The organism is Streptomyces sp. SAI-127 (assembly GCF_029894425.1).
Classification (GTDB): Bacteria; Actinomycetota; Actinomycetes; order Streptomycetales; family Streptomycetaceae; genus Streptomyces.
Genome location: NZ_JARXYJ010000001.1, coordinates 9,872,109 through 9,890,600, shown reverse-complemented (window position 1 = coordinate 9,890,600; position 18,492 = coordinate 9,872,109). Strand labels below are relative to the sequence as shown.

12 protein-coding genes and 2 pseudogenes are annotated in these 18,492 nt (G+C 70.1%); 10 read left to right on the top strand and 4 right to left on the bottom strand.

All coding sequences use genetic code 11. The features are described 5' to 3' along the window. Positions 1-83: 83 nt before the first annotated feature. A complete protein-coding gene (locus M2157_RS45275) occupies positions 84-2,420 on the top strand; it encodes a glycoside hydrolase family 95-like protein (protein WP_280868101.1) in 2,337 nt (778 codons plus the stop codon). Positions 2,421-2,426: 6 nt separating this feature from the next. Here M2157_RS45275 and M2157_RS45270 read toward each other — a convergent pair whose 3' ends face one another. Further along, positions 2,427-2,609: a hypothetical protein gene (locus M2157_RS45270; protein WP_266554017.1), complete on the bottom strand. Its 183-nt coding sequence runs from the start codon at positions 2,607-2,609 to the stop codon at positions 2,427-2,429. A 230-nt stretch (positions 2,610-2,839) separates the two neighbouring features. Here M2157_RS45270 and M2157_RS45265 point away from each other — a divergent pair, with 230 nt between their 5' ends. The 3 genes from M2157_RS45265 (at position 2,840) to M2157_RS45255 (ending at position 11,201) form a co-directional block, all read left to right on the top strand. Beyond that, complete coding sequence (locus M2157_RS45265) at positions 2,840-8,041, top strand: family 43 glycosylhydrolase (protein ID WP_280868100.1); 5,202 nt, start codon at positions 2,840-2,842, stop codon at positions 8,039-8,041. Positions 8,042-8,286: 245 nt separating this feature from the next. Next, on the top strand, positions 8,287-9,939 hold the full coding sequence (locus tag M2157_RS45260; protein ID WP_280858897.1) for a glycosyl hydrolase family 28-related protein: 1,653 nt from the start codon (positions 8,287-8,289) through the stop codon (positions 9,937-9,939). Further along, positions 9,936-11,201, top strand: a complete 1,266-nt coding sequence (locus M2157_RS45255; RefSeq protein ID WP_280855311.1) for an alginate lyase family protein — start codon at positions 9,936-9,938, stop codon at positions 11,199-11,201. The genes M2157_RS45260 and M2157_RS45255 overlap by 4 nt, the downstream gene beginning before the upstream one ends. A gap of 55 nt (positions 11,202-11,256) precedes the next feature. On the opposite strand, the gene M2157_RS45250 is transcribed toward M2157_RS45255, so the two are convergent. Continuing rightward, the gene (locus M2157_RS45250; protein WP_280855312.1) at positions 11,257-12,069 is read right to left on the bottom strand and encodes an SAM-dependent methyltransferase; all 813 of its coding nucleotides are present in this window, start codon (positions 12,067-12,069) and stop codon (positions 11,257-11,259) included. A gap of 163 nt (positions 12,070-12,232) precedes the next feature. Here M2157_RS45250 and M2157_RS45245 point away from each other — a divergent pair, with 163 nt between their 5' ends. Continuing rightward, the gene (locus tag M2157_RS45245; RefSeq protein ID WP_280855313.1) at positions 12,233-13,540 is read left to right on the top strand and encodes a GAF domain-containing SpoIIE family protein phosphatase; all 1,308 of its coding nucleotides are present in this window, start codon (positions 12,233-12,235) and stop codon (positions 13,538-13,540) included. 1 nt (position 13,541) lies between these two features. On the opposite strand, the gene M2157_RS45240 is transcribed toward M2157_RS45245, so the two are convergent. Continuing rightward, positions 13,542-13,940: an ATP-binding protein gene (locus M2157_RS45240; RefSeq protein ID WP_280855314.1), complete on the bottom strand. Its 399-nt coding sequence runs from the start codon at positions 13,938-13,940 to the stop codon at positions 13,542-13,544. A 306-nt stretch (positions 13,941-14,246) separates the two neighbouring features. Between M2157_RS45240 and M2157_RS45235 the strand changes: the two genes are divergently transcribed. The 3 genes from M2157_RS45235 (at position 14,247) to M2157_RS45225 (ending at position 16,264) form a co-directional block, all read left to right on the top strand. Continuing rightward, positions 14,247-15,122, top strand: coding sequence for a helix-turn-helix transcriptional regulator (locus tag M2157_RS45235; RefSeq protein WP_280868099.1), 876 nt, complete (start codon positions 14,247-14,249; stop codon positions 15,120-15,122). Continuing rightward, positions 15,119-15,370 (top strand): DUF397 domain-containing protein, encoded by a 252-nt coding sequence (locus M2157_RS45230; protein ID WP_280855316.1) that lies wholly within the window; start codon positions 15,119-15,121, stop codon positions 15,368-15,370. The genes M2157_RS45235 and M2157_RS45230 overlap by 4 nt, the downstream gene beginning before the upstream one ends. Positions 15,371-15,445: 75 nt before the next feature. Further along, complete coding sequence (locus tag M2157_RS45225; protein ID WP_280868098.1) at positions 15,446-16,264, top strand: SAM-dependent methyltransferase; 819 nt, start codon at positions 15,446-15,448, stop codon at positions 16,262-16,264. A gap of 61 nt (positions 16,265-16,325) precedes the next feature. Here the strand turns inward: M2157_RS45225 and M2157_RS45220 are convergent. Beyond that, positions 16,326-17,202 (bottom strand): annotated as a pseudogene (locus M2157_RS45220) (NAD(P)-binding domain-containing protein). Between the two features lie 96 nt (positions 17,203-17,298). Here M2157_RS45220 and M2157_RS45215 point away from each other — a divergent pair. Both M2157_RS45215 and M2157_RS45210 read left to right on the top strand, forming a co-directional pair. Then, a complete protein-coding gene (locus M2157_RS45215; protein WP_280855318.1) occupies positions 17,299-17,661 on the top strand; it encodes a helix-turn-helix domain-containing protein in 363 nt (120 codons plus the stop codon). 55 nt (positions 17,662-17,716) lie between these two features. Continuing rightward, positions 17,717-18,458: pseudogene (locus M2157_RS45210) on the top strand (SDR family oxidoreductase). The last annotated feature ends 34 nt before the right edge of the window (positions 18,459-18,492 follow it).

Sequence of the window (18,492 nt, the reverse complement as noted above, 5' to 3'; positions counted from 1 at the left end):
TTGACGCGCAGCAACCCCATCTCTATGTTGCAACGCGGGATAGCTCCGATGATTCGCCCTTGCTGAGCCCGCTTGGAGGCACCGTGTCCAGCCCCTCCGCGCCCGATCCGTCCAGACGCGCCGTGCTCGCCACCGGATCCGCTCTCGGCGGCACACTCCTGGCGTCGGGTCTGCCTCTCACGCAGGCGACGGCAGCCGACCGTACCGAGGCCGCCCCGCCGGCCGGCGACCCCTGGCGCACCGTTCTCGACGACGCCGACCTCGTCTGGCAGCGGATGCCGACGGCCTGGTACGAAGGCCCGTTCCTCGGGAACGGCTTCCTCGGCTCCGGGATCTACGCTGAGCCGGGAGCCGCCTCGACGGCGGTGCGCTTCAACATCCAGCACTCCGAAGTGCAGGACCACCGTCCCGAGTTCGGCTCCCTCTTCGGTCTCGCCCGGCTGCCGATCGGGTACTTCACACTGGAGCCGGTGGGCGCGATCACCGGGCTCGACTGGCGGCTGTCGCTGCGCGACGCCGAGTTGACCGGCACGCTCACCACCGACAAGGGCACCTTGGCCCTGCGCGCCCTGATCCACAACGACCGCTCGGTCCTGGCCGTGGAAGTGACCGCGAGCGAAGGCGAGCGCGGCTTCCGGTGGGTGTTCCATCCAGCGGACGCGATCAGCCCGCGGGCCGCCTTCAAGCCGCTGCCGGACGGCTACCAGGGCAATCCGCCCGCCCAGGTCGCCGACCACGACGGGATCACCGCCGCCGTGCAGCCGCTGCTGGCAGGCGGGCAGCACGTCACCGCGTGGCGGGAGCGGGCCGGGGGCCGGACCCGGACGCTGTACGCGCACGTCGCGCACTCCTACCCCGGGACCACGGCTCTGGGCCGGGCCCTCACAGCGGTCCGCCGGACGGAACAACTCCCCTACTCCGCCCTGGCGGTGGACCACCGCGCCTGGTGGCACGCCTACTACCGCAAGAGCTTCCTGTCCCTCCCCGACGCCCGTATCCAGCGCTTCTACTGGATCCAGCTGTACAAGACCGCCTCCGCCGCCCGCCGTGACGCCCCCGTGATGGCGACGAGCGGGCCCTGGCTGGAGCCCACACCCTGGCCCAACACCTGGTGGAACCTGAACGCCCAACTGGAGTACTGGCTCATCCACGGCTCCAACCACCTCGAACTGGACGCCATCACCCGGGCGTTGAGCGAGTCCCGGGACAACCTCGCCCGTGAGACGCCGACGCCGTACCGCGCCGACTCGCTGGGCATCCCGCGCACCACCGACCCGCAACTGGTCAACGGCGCGGCCAGCACCCTCATGGGATACGGCGTCGGCGTCCCCGGCCAGGACCCTCCCACCCCCGAAGTCGGCAATCTGACCTGGGCGCTGCACAACGTCTGGCTCAGCTACCGGCACACGATGGACAGGTCGATCCTCCAGGACGTGCTGTTCCCCCTGCTGCGCAAGGCGATCAACTACTACCTGCACTTCCTCGAGCCCGGCCCGGACGGCAAGCTGCACCTGCCCGCCACCTTCTCCCCGGAGTACGGCGGCGACTCGCGCGACTGCAACTACGACCTGATGCTCCTGACCTGGGGCTGCCGAACCCTGCTCGACTCCGCCGAACTCCTCGGCATCGACGACCCGTTGGCGCCCCGCTGGCGCGAGGTGCTGGCGAGACGGGTGCCGTATCCGACGGACGCGAACGGCTTCATGATCGGCGCGGACATCCCCTTCGCGAAGTCGCACCGCCACTACTCCCACCTGCTCGCGGTCTACCCGCTGTACGAGGTCACCGGCCGCACGCCCGACGAACGTGCCCTGATCGAGAGGTCGTTGGCACACTGGGTGGGCTTCGAAGGTGCCCTGCAGGGCTACACCTTCACCGGCGCCGCCTCCATGTCCGCGCTGCTCGGCAAGGGCGAGGACGCCCTGGGGTACCTCGGCGAGCTGATGAGCCGTTTCATCAAGCCCAACACGATGTACCAGGAGTCCGGGCCGGTCATCGAGACACCGCTGTCGGCGGCACAGTCACTGCACGACATGGTGTGTCAGTCGTGGGGCGGGGTCATCAGGGTGTTTCCCGCCCTGCCCGGCGCCTGGGCGGACCTGGTCGTGCACGACTTCCGTACGCAGGGCGCCTTCCTGCTCGGCGCCCGGCGTGAGGACGGCGCCACGCGCTGGGTGCGGCTGGTGAGCGAGGCGGGTGCGCCCTGCGTCGTACGGCACGGGATCGCGGGTCCCGTCGACGTACGCGACGGACGGGGGCGCCCCCTCCGGCACACCGAGGTCGGCGACGGTGCCCTTCAAGTGGCCCTGCGCAAGGGGGAGTCGGTGCTCATCACGGCCAAGGGCGACCGTCCCGACCTGACGGTCGCGCCCGTGCGCCCGAACGAGGACGCGCCCCGCTGGGGGCTGCCCCGCATCTGACGGGTCTCACCGCCTGCGGCCCCGGCCGCTCACGGACCAGCCGCTTCCGATGCCCGCCACGTGCAGGGCGAGCACCATGAGACCGAGCAGCATGATGTTCGTCGAGCTGAAGGTGTCGTTGGTCGAGATGTCCGCAGCGTTGATCAGAAAGGAGATGAAGAACAGGACCGCGGAGATGATGGCGAGCATGGTGCCCGTCCCTTCGATTGTCTGAGGTAGTCACGCTGGGTACAACCCGCATGCCCCCAACTCCCCGGTACATGTGGGGAAAACGTAACGTTCGACCAGTCGGACATTGTTCGGAACCTCTTGACGTCCCCGTCCCACGCGATTGACACTCTCGCAACACGACGTCACACAGCCGAAACGGCAGGGTGCCCCCGCCGAGGCCCCGCCACGCCTCAGCAGGGGAACCCCACATGACGTACTTCGCACGTCCGCGCACCCGCGCGAGACGCTGGACGGACCGCCTCGCGGGTCTGACCGCCGCGTCACTGCTCCTGGGCCTCGCCGCCCCCATGGTCCCCGCCCAGGCGGCGGACACCGCGGACGTCACGGAGGGACTGGCCCTCTGGTACAAGCTGGACGGCGCCTCGGGCACCACCGTCACCGACGCCTCCGGCAACGGCCGCGACGGCACGGTGAACGGGACCGCCGACTGGTCGGACCCCGCGCAGGGGCTCGCCTTCAACGGCTCCGACACCTCCATCAAGGTGCCGGACGACGTCATGAAAGGCATGGACTCGATCACCGTCTCCACGGACGTGCTGATCGACTCCGCACAGACCACGCCGTACTTCGTCTACGGCTTCGGCAACTCCAGCGGCGGCAACGGCAACGGGTACCTGTTCGCCACCGGCAACTCCCTGCGCACCTCGATCGCGACCGGGAACTGGTCGACCGAGCAGACCACGAAGCCCTCCGACTCGCACAACCTCACCCGCGCGGTGTGGAAGCAGCTCACCTACACCCAGACCGGCAACACCGGTGTCCTGTACGAGGACGGCGTCGAGGTCGGCCGCAACACGGCGGTCACCATCACGCCCGGCGCCATCGGATCGGGAACCACCACCGCCAACTACATCGGCAAGTCGGTCTACTCCGGCGACAAGCTCTTCAAGGGCCGGATCCGTGACTTCCGGGTGTACGACCGGGCCCTCGCGGCCTCCGAGGTCGAGCAGCTCTCCCTGCCCGTCGCCGTCCAGGGTGTCTCCGACGACAAGGCCGCGCTGAGCCTGGGCGACACGAGCGGGGTCACGGCCGACCTGAACCTGCCGAAGACCGGCACGGCCGGCGGGTCCACCATCACCTGGGCCAGCGACAACACGGATGTGGTGAGCGGCTCCGGCAAGGTGACCCGTCCCGCCGCCGGTGAACCGGACGGCCACGCCACCCTCACGGCGACCCTGAAGAAGGGCACCGTGACCGACACCAAGAGCTTCGACGTCACGGTCCTGCCCGATTTCGACGACGCCACGGCCACCGAGCGGGCCGCCCAGTCGCTCACCGTGCACAACCTCGACGACGTACGCGGAAACCTGACCCTCCCGGCAGCGGGCGACTACGGCACCACCGTCTCCTGGTCCTCCGCCGACGAGAAGGTCATCGAGGACGACGGTGTGGTCCACCGCCCCGCGCACGGCGACGGCTCCACCACCGTCGAACTGACCGCCACCGTCACCAAGGGCGAGGCGAAGGCGACCCGCACCTTCACCGCGAAGGTTCCCGAACTCCCCGCGAACGAAGCCCTCAAGGGCTACATGTTCAGCTACTTCACGGGTGAGGGCACCTCGGACGGCGAGCAGCTCTACTCGGCGCTGAGCAAGGGCAACGACCCCATGAAGTGGCGGGAGTTGAACGACGGCAAGCCGGTACTGACCTCCACGCTCGGCGAGAAGGGCCTGCGCGACCCGTTCATCATCCGCTCCCCCGAGGGCGACAAGTTCTACCAGATCGCCACCGACCTCAGGATCTACGGCAACGGCGACTGGGACGCGGCCCAGCGCTCCGGCAGCAAGTCCATCATGATCTGGGAGTCCACCGACCTGGTCCACTGGACGAACCAGCGGCTCATCAAGATCTCTCCGGACAGCGCGGGCAACACCTGGGCGCCGGAGGCGTTCTACGACGCGAAGCTCGGCGAGTACGTGGTCTTCTGGGCGTCGAAGCTGTACGACAACGAGGCGCACTCCGGCGACACGTACAACCGCATGATGTACGCGACCACGCGCGACTTCTACACCTTCAGCGAACCCAAGGTCTGGATCGACCGCGGCTACTCGGTCATCGACTCCACGATGATCCAGAACAACGGCACCTACTACCGTCTGTCGAAGGACGAGCGGAACAACAGCTCCTCCACGCCCAACAGCAAGTTCATCTTCGAGGAGAAGAGCGACTCGATCCTGAACCCGTCCTGGACCGCGGTCGCGGAGGGCATCGGAAAGGGCGCGATGAACGCCGCCGAGGGTCCCCTGGTGTTCAAGTCGAACACCGAGGAGAAGTGGTACGCGTTCCTCGACGAGTTCGGCGGACGCGGCTACATCCCCTTCGAGACGACCGACCTCGACTCCGGCAACTGGACACCGGTCGCCGACTACGACCTTCCGGCCAAGCCGCGCCACGGCACCGTCCTGCCCGTCACCCAGGCGGAGTACGACCGGCTGCTGCGTGCCTACCAGCCGGACCAGCTCGTCGAGAGCGTCGAGTCCGTGAAGGTGAAGACACGGACCGGCCAGGCGCCGGTCCTGCCGGCCACCGTGATCGCGAAGTACGCGGACGGCGTCGACCGGCCCGTCGCCGTCACCTGGGCGGACGTCCCGGTGTCGAAGTACGCGCAGGCCGGCACCTTCACGGTCACCGGCAGCCTGCCCGACGGCGCCGCGATACCCGTCCAGGCCGAGGTCACCGTGTCCGACGAAGGACCCGACGTCCCGGCCGACCTGCTGGTGCACTACGGCTTCGACGAGACCGGCGGCAACATCGCGGTCGACTCCAGCGGACACGGCTACCACGGCACCTATGTCGGCACCCCCGGCTTCGGCACGGGGGTGCGGGGCGGCTCCTTCAAGATGTCGGGAGACGCGACGGGTTCGCCGTACGTCAAGATCCCGAGCGGTGTGCTGAAGAACGCCGACAGCGTGACCGTGTCGACGTACGCCAAGTGGAAGGGGGGCAACAGCTTCCAGTGGCTGTTCGGGCTCGGTCCGGACAGCGACAAGTACCTCTTCGCCACCCCCTCCAACGGCGGCAACAGTCTCTACTCGGCGATCACCAAGGCGAGTTGGTCGGCGGAGTCGAAACTGACGGCGGGCTCCCAGCTCACGCCCGGTGAGTGGCGGCACGTCACAGTCACCCTCGACGGGGCGAGCGGCACGATGGTCCTCTACGTCGACGGCGTCGAGGCGGCCCGTACGACGACCACCGTCAAGCCGTCCGAGCTGTACGACGCGAACAAGGGCTACAGCGGCTACATCGGCAAGTCCCTGTACGCGGCCGACCCGTACTTCGGCGGCGAGGTCGACGACTTCCGCATCTACGACCGGGCCCTTTCGGCCGCGGAGGTCATGGAGCTCAGCGGTAACACCGCGGGCATCGCCAAGGCCACGCACCCGGCGCTGAAGGTCGACGCCATCGTCGACAACGCGGGCGGCAAGGTCACGCTGCCGATGCGGGAGGGCACCGATCTCACCGCGCTGGCACCGGAGTTCACCCTCGCGCACGGAGCGGCGATCAGCCCCGCCTCCGGCAGCGTGCAGGACTTCAGCAAGCCGGTGACGTACGAGGTGACCGGGTCCGACGGCAAGAAGCGCACCTGGACGGTCTCGGCGCTCGTCATGAGGAGCCCGGTCCTGCCGGGGCTCAACGCCGACCCGAACATCGTGCGGTTCGGCGACACCTTCTACATCTATCCGACGACCGACGGCTTCGAGGGCTGGAGCGGCACGCAGTTCAAGGCGTACTCCTCCACCGACCTGGTCCACTGGAAGGACCACGGCGTCATCCTCGACCTCGGTCCGGACATCTCGTGGGCGGACAGCAGGGCCTGGGCGCCGACGATCGCCGAGAAGGACGGGAAGTACTACTTCTACTTCTGCGCCGACGCCAACATCGGTGTCGCGGTGTCCGACTCGCCGACCGGCCCCTTCAAGGACGCACTGGGCCGACCGCTGCTCAAGGCGGGCCAGTTCAGCGGCCAGATGATCGACCCGGCCGTGTTCACCGACGACGACGGTCAGTCGTACCTCTACTGGGGCAACGGGCACGCCTACGTGGCGCCGCTCAACGACGACATGACGTCCGTCGACCTCACGAAGATGAAGGACATCACGCCCAGCGGCTACAACGAGGGCTCCTTCGTCATCAAGCGCAAGGGCACCTACTACCTCACGTGGTCGGAGAACGACACCCGTGACGAGAACTACCGTGTCGCCTACGCCACCGGCCCCTCCCCCACCGGCCCGTGGACGAAGCGGGGCGTGATCCTGGAGAAGGACCTCTCGCTCGGCATCAAGGGCCCCGGTCACCATTCGGTCGTCCAGGTGCCGGGCACCGACGACTGGTACATCGCCTATCACCGGTTCGCGATTCCCGGCGGTGACGGCATGCACCGCGAAACGACCGTCGACAAGCTGGAGTTCGACTCCGACGGCCTGATCAAGAAGGTCGTGCCCACCCTGACGAGCATCGACCCGGTGAGCATCGTGCACGCCGGCGAGGACGTCGGCGGGAAGGAGGGCGACGCGATCGCGCTGCACGGCACGATCTCCGGTGCGGGCACCCCGAAGTGGACCGTCGAGGAGGGGGCGCCCTGCTCCTTCGCCGACCCCGGCTCGGCCGCGACGACGCTCACCTGCACCGACAACGGCACCTACACGGTCACCCTCACGGGCGGGCGCAGCAAGGACACGGCGACGGTCGAGGTGGCCAACGCGGCGCCCGCGGTTGTCTCCGCCACAGGTCCGCAGTCCCCCGTGCCGGTCGGCAAGCGCACAGTCGTCACGGCCGACTTCACCGACCCGGGCACGAGTGACACCCACACGTGCGTGGTCGACTGGAAGGACGGGAGCGCGCCGCAGTCCGGCACGGTCAGCGCGTCCGGCTGCCGCGCCGAGCACCCTTACACCAAGGCGGGAATCCGCCGTCCGGTGATCACCGTCACCGACGACGACGGCGCCTCGGACAGCAGGACGCTTCCCGAGCTGATCGTCTACGACCGCTCTGCCGGTCCCGCGCTCGGCACCGGCGTCCTGGGCTCCCCGGCCGGTGCCTACCCCGCCAAGCCGAGCCTGACGGGCAAGGCCGCCTTCTCCTTCGCCGCGGCCTACCTGCCAGGAGCCTCGGCGCCCGTCGGCGAGGCCTCCTTCGACTTCGGCCCGGCCAGGCTGAAGTTCCGTTCGACCGGCTCCGACTGGCTCGTGGTCACCGGCTCCCGGGCCGTCCACCAGGGGTCGGGCACGGTCGACGGCAAGAGCGGATACGGCTTCCGGATCACCGCCACCGATGCCCCGGACACCTTCCACCTCAGGATCTGGAAGAAGTCCGGTGGTGAGGTCGTCTACGACAACGTCACCGGATCGAAGATCACCGGCATCATCGCCGTGGGCTGGAGCCGCCGGTAAGAACCCGGTCCCGCCACCGCGCCGAGCCCCGCCGACAGACACCACGTCGGCGGGGCTCGGCATTGGCATCTGTTCACGGACATGGCCCATTAACCGCTGCGCAACCTCTTTCGCACGGAGGAACCTCGTGGCATGCTCACCGCCCAACGCAATTATGAACGTCGTTCACATCCATGAAAAGCACATGGGAAGGGCGAACGGACATGAGCAATGCGCACACGGGCCCCATGGAACCTCTGAATGTCATGGGCATGACCAGACGAACCCTGCTGGGAAGCGCGGTCGCCGTGGCGGCCGGCGCGGTCACCACGCCGGCCGCACAAGCGGCCGAAGTCCCGTCACTGTGGCGGGAGTTCAGCCGCACTCCTCTCACCCATCCGCAGATCCCGTACGTCGGCCGCGCAGGATGCCACGGCGGGGCGACACGCTTCCCGCGCCACCGAGTCGTCGCCGACGTCCGCGACTTCGGCGCCGTGGCGGACGGGACGACCGACTCCGCCCCCGCGATCAACCGTGCCATCGCCGCTGCCGGAAGGGCCGGCGGTGGCACGGTCACCATCCCGCCGGGCACGTTCCGCATCGACGACGTGATCCGCGTGGACCGCTCGAACGTGGTGCTCAAGGGCGCCGGCAGCGGTCGTACGACGTTGTACGCGACGAAGAACCTCACCGAGCTGATCGGGACCTACGGCTCCCGCTACGGAGGCGACAAGTCGTCCTGGTCATGGGCGGGCGGGCTGATCTGGCTGGCGCCCCGGGCCCGTTGGGTGTCGCTCGTCGCCGCGATCAGGGCCAAGGCGTGGCCCTTCGAGGGCTGGACCGGCAACCGGCGCGACGAGTGGCGGACGCTCACCGACCTCGCCCCGGCACGACAGGGCTCCTGGACGGTGACGGCCGCCGACACCCGCTCACTGCGGCCCGGGGCCCTGGTCCTCCTCCGGCTCGCGGACGACGCGGACCACACCCTCCTGGAGCACATGTGCGGCGGCGGGCCCGGCCCCGAGGCGTACTTCTGGGACGACAAGACGAAGCTGACGTCGTACGTGCCCTACGAGTGGCCCGTCCGCATCGCCCGCGTCCACGGCCGGAAGGTCACCCTCGAACGACCGCTCCCGCTCGACCTGCGCCCCGAGTGGGCCCCGCAACTGACCACCCATGTGGCGGAGTTGAGCGGATCGGGCGTCGAGGGCCTGACCCTGGAGGCGCCCGAGACCCCGCAGCAGCCACACCTGCTGGACAAGGGGCACAACGGCGTCGTGCTGCAGTGCGCGTACGACTGCCGGGTGGACGACGTGACAGTCCGTCATGTCGACAACGGCTTCGGCCTGGTGGCCGCCTCCGCCTGTACTCTGCGCCGCACGCGCGTGGCCGGCCGCGGCTCCCATCACCCCTACTTCTGCCGCGAGGGGTCGCACGACAACCTCATCGAGGACTTCACGATCGAGGAGCGCACCAGCCCCGCGCCCGCGGGCACCCAGCTGCACGGCATCAACGTCGAGGGGCTGTCGTCATACAACGTCTGGTCGCGCGGCGACATGCGGATGGGCACCTTCGACAGCCATCGCGGCCTGCCCTTCGCCAATGTCCGCACCGACATCACCCTGAACAACAACGGCCGCCACGGCGGTGACGCCAGCGCGGGTCCCCTCTTCGGCGCCCGGTTCACCCACTGGAACATCCGCGTCACCAACGGCCGCGCCGGGCTGGTGAAGATCGACGGTCTGGCGCCGTACTCCGCGACCGTCGGCATCGACGAGGTCAGGGAGTTCGACCAGATCGACGTCCCCGACTTCACGGGTCATCTGCACACACGCCTTGAGCTGTACGGCAGTGCGGAATCGGTGCGGCCACGGAACCTGTACGAGGCCCAGCGCCGGCTGAACGGTGTGGTCCGATGAGCGCGCGGGCCCGCCGGTGGGTCGTCCTCGCGACAGCCCTGGCCGCGCTCACCACAGGGCTCTGCGCACCGGTGGCGGCACGGACCGCGCCCCCACCGCACACCGCGGTCCTGGACGGCGCCCGGCTGCAGCAGACGAAAGCGCGGCTCGATCGTGGTGATCCGCAACTACGGCGCGCGGTGCGGGCGTTGACGTTCCGCGCCGACAAGTGGCTGGACCAGGGCCCCTGGACCGTCGTCGACAAGCCCAGGCCCGCCCCCGGCGGCGACGTCCACGACTACCTCAGCCAGGCCCCGTACTGGTGGCCCTCCCGGACCCCGACCGCCGACAACCCATGGGGCTGCCCGTACGTCCAGCGTGACGGCGAGCGCAATCCCGAGGTCGACTCCGGCACCGACCGTCAGGATGTCGAGAAGGTCTTCGACTCCGCGTACGACCTCTCCCTCGCCTGGTACTACACCGGCGAAAGGCGGCACGCACGCAAGGCCGGGCAGGTGCTGCGCACCTGGTTCCTCGACCCGGCCACGAGGATGAACCCCCACCTGGACCACGCCCAGTTCATCCCCTGCAAGTACGACGGGCGGGCCATCGGCATCATCGACTTCTCGCAGTCGTACACCAGCGTCCTCGACGCGCTCGCCCTGCTGGACACCGGCGCTCCGGGCTGGAGCGGGAAGGACCGCACCGGCATGAGGGAGTGGAACACCGCCTTCCTCGGCTGGCTCAAGGACAGTGACTTCGGCAAGCAGGAGGCGGCCGCCACCAACAACCACGGCACCTTCTACGACATGCTGCTCGCCGGCCTCGCCTGTGCGACCGGCGACAGGGCCCTGGCCCGCCGCACGGTTCTGGACGCCCGCGGCAAGCGCATCGCGCCGCAGATCGCGGCCGACGGCAGCCAGCCGCAGGAGCTGACCCGCACCCGGAGCTGGCACTACTCGACCTTCGACCTGGTCGCCTACACCCGGCTCGCGGCCATCGGCCGGCATGTCGGGGTCGATCTGTGGGCGTACCGAGGCCCGGACGGGCAGAGCCTGTTCAAGGCGGTGGACTATCTGTTGCCCGCCGCGACCGGAGTCGCCGCATGGCCCCATCCGGAGCTGGAGTTCCTCCGGTACGCGGCGACCGACGTCGTGCACGCGGCCGCCGACGCGGGCGACGCGCGGGCGCGCAGGGCTGTTCCGCTGCTGGAGGCGCCACCGGGCGGCGACCTGTGGGCGCTGCGCCCGGCGGCGGAACAGCTGGACTCCATCGCGGGGTGAGAGCCCCCGTCAAGCACAACCCGTGTGCCCCCTCGGGGCGGGACCGTCGCGGGGGTCACGCGCTCTTGCGCCCGACCCCCGCGTACACCCAGTACTCCGACGGGTTCTCCGGGATGCCCTCGTTCTCGTCCGGACGCCACAGGGGTACGTGGACCAGGCCCGGTTCGGTCAGCTCGAAGCCGGTGAAGAGGTCCTGGATCTCCTGGTGGGAGCGGACGGTGACCGGTGAGGTGGCCCGGGAGCGGTACAGCTGGGTGACCGCGGCGGCCGTGTCGGGGCGATCCTGGTTGGTGGCGTGGGACAGGGCCAGCCAGCTGCCGTCGGGCAGTGCGTCCCGGAAGGCGGCGACGATTCCGGCCGGGTTCTCCTCGGGCGCGACGAAGTGCAGGATCGCGACCATGAGCACGGCGACCGGCTGGTCGAAGTCGATCAGCTCGCGCACCTGCGGCGAGGCCAGGACGTCGGCCGGCCGCCGGATGTCGGCGTCGACGATGTCGGCGTACGGGTTGTCGGCAAGCAGGGTGATGCTGTGGGCGACGGCCACCGGATCCTTGTCGACGTAGACCACCCGGGCCCGCGGGCTCGCCGCCTGGGCCACCTCGTGGACGTTGCCCTGCGTCGGTATCCCCGAGCCGAGGTCGATGAACTGCCGGACACCGGACCGGGCCAGGAAGCGCACCGCCCGCCCGAGGAAGGCCCGGTTGGCGCGGGCCAGCGTGCGCACCTGGGGGTCGATGGCCGTGACGGCCGCCACCGCTTCCCGGTCGATGGCGAAGTTGTGCTCCCCGCCCAGCATCGCGTCGTACATCCGGGCTACGCTCGCCTTGTCCGGATCGGTCCCTGGCGGCAGAGCATCCGTGTCGGTCACCAGAACGTCCTTTCCCACCAAGGTACTTGACGACTCATCATATAGTTGCTGTCTACGTCTGGCGATCAGTTGTCCCGCGCCGGGCGCCCGGACCCCCACCCGGAAAGGCACCACGACCCTGCGGAACGAACCGCACAGCCGCTCCGACGACACCCCCGCCGCCGTGCCCCCGCCCCGCCGGTCGGCCTTCTCCCCCGCGGCCGACGTCATCGGCTCGGAACTCGACCTGGGGCTGACCGGCAGCCATGTCGTGCACGCGCTGACGCCCGGTTTCTGCGACGCGGCGTCCCTCTATCTGCTGGAGCGGTGGCGGCGCGAGGAGACCACGTACGCCGGCGCGGACCCCGCCCAGATCGAGGCCCGCAGGCTGGCCCTGCGGGTGGGCACGGACGCGCCCGAGTCCTGGGAGCGCACCCTGCCGGTCGGCGAGGTGCTCGTCTTTCCCCGCGAGACCCCGTACGCCCGCGCCCTGGTCGACGGACACGCACAGTTGCTCGACTCGGTCGACGACCACACGGCCGAACGGCTCGCCGCCTCCGCCGATGAGGACGCGCGCATCGGCGAACTCCTCAAGACGCGCTCCTTCCTCGTGGTGCCGCTGCGGCTGCGGGGCGGGGCGATCGGCTTCGTCGCCTGCTCCCGCGGACCGGACCGCGGGCCGTTCCTGACCGCGGAGATCGCGGCCGTGGAGTCGCTGGCCGCGCGGGCCTCGGTCGCCCTGGACAACGCGCGCCGCTACGAGCACGAGCGCCGCACCGCCCTGGCCATCCGGGGCAGCCTGCTGCCGGGCACGATCCAGGAGGTCGAGGGCTGCCGCATCGCCCACGGCTCCCTGCCCGCCGGACAGGGCTCGATCATCGGCGGTGACTGGTTCGACGTGCTGAGACGGCCGGGCGACCGGGTCAGCCTGATCGTCGGGGACGCCATGGGGCACGGCCCGGAGTCGGCCGTGGCGATGATCCAGCTGCGCACCGCCGTACGCACGCTGGCCGGTCTCGACATCCCCGCCGTCGACCTCATACGACGACTCGACGCGCTCGCCAGCGACACCCCGGGCGCGTCCTTCGCGACCTGCATCTACGCCGAGTGGGACGCCCGGCGCGGCACCTGCACCCTCGTGGGTGCCGGTCACCCTCCGCCGCTGCTGCGCCGGCCGGACGGCCGGACCGCTCCGGTCACACTGGTCGGCGCGGGCCTGCCGCTCGGTCTCGGTGCGGGCGCCTACGAGCCGACCGTGCTGAGCATCGACGAGCCCGCACTGCTCGTGCTCTACAGCGACGGTCTGGTCGAGTCGCGGGACTCCGACATAGACCACCAGATCGCCCGCCTCGCCCAGGCGCTCGACGCGGCCGCCGTCGACCACGACCCGCTCCCCTCCCTGTGCCGACGGCTGCTCAATGCCCCCTCCGATCCGGCCGGCGCGGACGACCGCACCCTGCTCCTCGCCGAACTAACACCCACCAAGGGCTAGTTCAGGCCGACAGGTTCGCCCATACCGCGTTGCCGCCGGTGAGTCTCGAGCGGTCCACCCCCCAGGTGTCCGCGAGCTGCTCCACCAGGAACAGCCCTCGCCCGCCCTCGTCGTCGAGCCCCGCCCGGCACCGGCGCAGCGTGGGGCCCGAGTGGTCGTGGTCGTGCACCTCCAGCCGGAGGATCCCGTCGGTGACCACGCCGATGCCGCACAGGATGCGCGCGCTGAGGGTGTGGCACACGGCGTTGGTGGCCAGTTCGGACAGGAGCAGCACCGCGTCCGAGCACAGTTCGCCCGGCAGGCTCCAGGCCTTGAGCCGGGTGCCGACGGAGCGCCGGGCGACACCGACGCTGGAGCGGTGGGCCGGAAGTTCGATCCAGTGGGTTCGTTCCTGGTCCACGGCGTCTAACAGCTGCGGGGACGAGGTCGTCGTGTGGGGGGACACGGTGTTGGCCTTCCGTGGGGGCGGCGGCGCGGCCGGGCGAGCAGCATCGAGGACGGGGGATGCCAACACGCCACAGGGTGGGGACGGTTGACGTCACCGTGCTCGCGTTCGGCGGCACGGTTCACACAAGTCACTATGCTCGCACCCAAGTTCAACCTGCAACCAGCCCCCTGATAATTTCAGAAAGCCGATATCCGTCTGGTGGAGTCATCAAGTCACTGTCAGACTCGAGCCGGTGACAGCCCCTCAGGAGGTCAGGACGTGAGCGAAGGCCGTACGAGCACCGGTGGCACCAGTGCTCCCACCGTGCTGCGCATGATCCTGGGCCGCCGTCTGCAGGAGCGGCGCCAGGGCGCGGGGGCCTCGCTGGAGGACGCGGCCAGGGCCCTGAGGGTGACATCCCTGACGATCCGCCGCCTGGAGAAGGCCGAGGTCGCCCTCAAGCCCCTCTACGTGGAGAAGCTGCTGGAGACCTACGGGGCCGGCCAGCAGGAGATCGAGGAGTTCGTCGTCCTGGCCGAGCGGGCCAACGAGCCCGGCTGGTGGCACACCTACCGGGACGTCCTGCCGAACTGGTTCAGCGCCTACGTCAGCCTGGAGGCCGGGGCCAGGACATTGCGCGCCTACGAGCCCCACTACGTCACGGGGCTGCTGCAGACCCACGCCTACGCGCGCGGCGTCCTGCGCGGCGGGTTCCCGGGCGAGGCAGACGACGACCTCGGGCGGCGCGTGGACCTGCGGCTGCGCCGCCAGAGTCTGCTGGAGAGACCCGACGCGCCCACGCTGTGGGTGGTGTTGGAAGAGGCCGTGCTGCACCGGGTGGTCGGCGGCCCCGAGGTCATGCGGGAGCAGATCGAACGGCTCCTGGAGGTCTCGGAGCTGGAGCACGTCAGCGTCGACGTGGTGCCGTTCACCGCCGGCGCCCACGTGGGCGCGTGCGCGCCGTTCACCTACTTCCGCTTCGAGGAGCCGGAGCTGCCGGACATCGTGTACACCGAGGTCCTCTCCGGCGCGATGTACCTGGACCAGCGCTCGGACGTGTCGGCGCATCTGGAGGCGCACAACCGCATGTCGCTGCTGACCTCGGACGCGGACAGCAAGGCGCTGCTGAACCGCATGCGCAAGGAGTACTCATGACCAGCACCGACTGTCACGTCTACAACGGGATGCCGGCCACCGACCTGGGCGAGCAGGGCTGGGAGTCCCCGTGGAGCGGGCCCAACGGCGGCCAGTGCGTCCAGACGAAGCTGCTGGCCGACGGCCGGGTGGCGCTGCGGCAGTCGACCGATCCGGCCGGACCCGCGCTGATCTACACCCCGCAGGAGATCGCCGCGTTCGTCGCGGGCGTCAAGCGAGGCCTCGCCGACCATCTCACGGTCGGCTGAACCACGACCCGAGCCGGACCTGCCCCGGCAGCGACCTGCCCGACACCCCCACGCACACCACCTGAAAGGGACAGGATGACCAACTCCCACGCCGCGCGGGAGATCGACACCAGTCGGCCCCACTCCGCCCGGATGTACGACTACTACCTCGGCGGCAAGGACCACTTCGACGTCGACAAGCAGGCGGCCGAGACCGTCGCGGCCACCTACCCCGGCATCTTCACGTGCGCCCGCGAGATCCGCTCCTTCATGCACCGCGCCACCCGTGTCCTCGCGCGGGAGTACGGCGTGCGCCAGTGGCTGGACATCGGCACCGGCATCCCCACCGAGCCGAACCTGCACCAGGTCGCGCAGTCCGTGGCTCCCGAGGCTCGCGTGGTCTACGCCGACAACGACCCCCTGGTCCTCAAGTACGCCGAGCGCCTGATGCGCAACACCCCCGAGGGCCGCACGGCTTACGTCCAGGGCGACTTCACCGACCCCGAGGCGATACTCAGCTCCCCCGAGCTGGCCAGGACACTGGACCTGAACCGGCCCGTGGCCCTGTCCCTCAACGCCATCCTGCACTTCGTCCCGGACGACTGGGACCCGTACGGCATCGTCTCCCGACTCCTGGACGCCCTGCCCTCGGGCAGCGCGCTGGCCGTGAGCCACTGCACGGGCGACTTCGCCCCGGAGCTGTGGGAGAAGCTCGTCGGCATCTACGCCGCCGCCGGCACCCGGGCCCAGGTCCGCAGCCAGCAGGAGGTCGCCCGCTTCTTCAAGGGCCTCGACCTGCTCGAGCCCGGCATCTCCCTGACCCACCGGTGGCGCCCGGACGATCCTCAGGGCTCCGGCCCGGAGCTCACCGACGCCGAGGTCAGCGCGTGGGCCGGGGTGGGCATCAAGCCGTGACCACGGCGTCGGCCGTCCGGGAAGCGGTGCCCGCACGGCGGCCCGTACGGTGAACGGCCCGTCAGCGGACCAGCAGGTCGACGACGCCCGTCAGGTCCTCCTCCCCGCTGCCCTCGGCCAGACGGCGGCGCATCAACGCGAAGTACGGGCTGAGCAGTTCGGTGCTCACGCCCTGCTGTTCGGCGGTGCTCAGGAAGGCCGGTGTGCCGGCCACCTGCATGGCGAGGTTGGAGACGACACCTTGGGTGTAGTCGCCGCTGCGCAGCTGGTCGGCGGTCCGGTGCACGGCCGGGGCCATCGCGGCGAGCCAGTCGGCGAGCAGCGGGGCGAGCGACGCGGGGTCGATGTCCTCCTTGCGGATCAGGGCGAAGGCGTGGGCGGCCCCGGCGAACATACATGGCGCTGAGCAGGGCCATGTCGTACAGCGCCGCGAACCCCGCGTCGTGGCCGACGTAGACGGTGCCGGCCGGAACGACCAGCGTCTCCCGGTGCCGCTCGAACAACTCCCGCGAGCCGCTGTAGAAGACGTAGCCGCCGGACTCCGGGACACCGATCATCGGCGGGACGGCCATGATCCCGCCGTCCAGATAGTGGGCACCGCGCTCGCGGGCCCACTCGGCGCGGGCACGGGCCTGGGCAGGGGTACTGGTGGTCAGGTTGACCAGGTCTCTGCCGACCAGGTCGGTGCCGGCCAACGCGTCCTCGACCGAGGCGTCGTCCAACAGGCAGACGACGACCAGGGAGTTCGCGGCGACCGCGGCGGCAGCGCTGTCGGCGGCCTTCGCGCCCTCCGCGGCGAGCGAGGCGGCTCGGGCCGGGGTGCGGTTCCAGACGGTGAGCGGGTGGCCGGCGGCAAGCCAGGTACGGGCCAGCGCGGTGCCCATCGCACCGAGGCCCAGCAGCGTGACGGAGTCCTTCTCAACGGTGTTCTGTGTCATACCGATTAGGCTGGTCACAGGCCCGCGGCTGATCAAGTACGCACTTCGGAGTGGGTGGTTACCCCGAGGTGAGCGAGCACGTCGGAGGGGTGGGGCATGACAACGCTGAACCGGCCGGGCACGCCGGACGGACACGTCTGCGGGATCGACGCCGCGATGGAGGTGATCGGCGGCAAGTGGAAGGTGCTGATCCTGTGGGCGCTCCACGAGCACCCCTGCCGCCGCTTCGGCGAGCTGCGCCGACTGCTTCCGGGGGTCACCGAGAAGGTGCTCGCCTCCCACCTGCGCGAGATGGAGACGGACGGGGTGGTGCGCCGTGTGTCCTACGACGAGGTGCCGCCGCGCGTCGAGTACTCACTGACCGAGGACGGCGAGCGCCTCAACGACGCGCTCCGGCCGCTGGCCGCATGGGGGCGCGGGCGGCCGACGGCTCAGGGGACGGAGGAGAGGGCGGGCTAGAAACGCTAGAAACCGGTGACCGGGCCCCGCGGAGGCCGTGACAAGATCCACTGTCATGAGCATCCAACAAGGCGGCGGGCCCGTCGCCCTGGTCACCGGGTCCACGTCGGGGATCGGCGAGGCCGTCGCACGGCGCCTCGCGGCGGACGGGACGCGGGTCGTCGTGCACTCGCGGCGCAGCACGGAGGCCGGGCGAGCGCTGGCGGCGGAACTCGGCGGCGCCTACGTACAGGCCGATCTCGAAGTGGAGGAGGAAGCCCGGGGGCTGGTCGAGACGGCACTGGGTCACTTCGGGCGGCTGGACGTTCTGGTGAACAACGCGGGCATCAGCTGGCCGATCCCGCACGCGGACCTTGCCGCCGCGACCCCGGCGGACTGGCGGCGCCTGCTGGAGGTCAACCTCATCGCACCCTGGGTGCTGTGCACCGCGGCCCTTCCGGCGCTACGGCAGTCCCCCCGGCGGCGGCAGCATCGTCAACATCACCAGCCACGCCGGCGTACGGCCCAAGGGTTCCTCGGTGCCGTACGCGGCGAGCAAGGCCGCGCTGAACCACGTCACCCGGCTGCTCGCGGCCGCGCTCGGGCCCGACGTGCGGGTCAACGCGGTGGCGCCGGGTCTCGTGGACACGCCGATGACGAAGAACTGGGTGCAGGCGCACGAACTGTGGCGGGACCGCGCACCGATGCACCGCCCGGCCCTCCCCTCCGACGTGGCCGACCTCGTGGCGTCGGTGATCGGCAGCGGCTATCTGACCGGCGAGGTCATCGTGCTCGACGGCGGCCTGAACCTGACCTGAGAAACCTCCGCGCAAGGGATGGACCTGCTTGATG

What these genes read in the sequence shown, in the direction of transcription:
- M2157_RS45215 (WP_280855318.1), top strand. Translation starts at nt 17,299, where the DNA reads ATGACAACGCTGAACCGGCCGGGCACGCCGGACGGACACGTCTGCGGG.
- M2157_RS45270 (WP_266554017.1), bottom strand. Translation starts at nt 2,609, where the DNA reads ATGCTCGCCATCATCTCCGCGGTCCTGTTCTTCATCTCCTTTCTGATC.
- M2157_RS45255 (WP_280855311.1), top strand. Translation starts at nt 9,936, where the DNA reads ATGAGCGCGCGGGCCCGCCGGTGGGTCGTCCTCGCGACAGCCCTGGCC.
- M2157_RS45260 (WP_280858897.1), top strand. Translation starts at nt 8,287, where the DNA reads ATGGGCATGACCAGACGAACCCTGCTGGGAAGCGCGGTCGCCGTGGCG.
- M2157_RS45265 (WP_280868100.1), top strand. Translation starts at nt 2,840, where the DNA reads ATGACGTACTTCGCACGTCCGCGCACCCGCGCGAGACGCTGGACGGAC.
- M2157_RS45230 (WP_280855316.1), top strand. Translation starts at nt 15,119, where the DNA reads ATGACCAGCACCGACTGTCACGTCTACAACGGGATGCCGGCCACCGAC.
- M2157_RS45225 (WP_280868098.1), top strand. Translation starts at nt 15,446, where the DNA reads ATGACCAACTCCCACGCCGCGCGGGAGATCGACACCAGTCGGCCCCAC.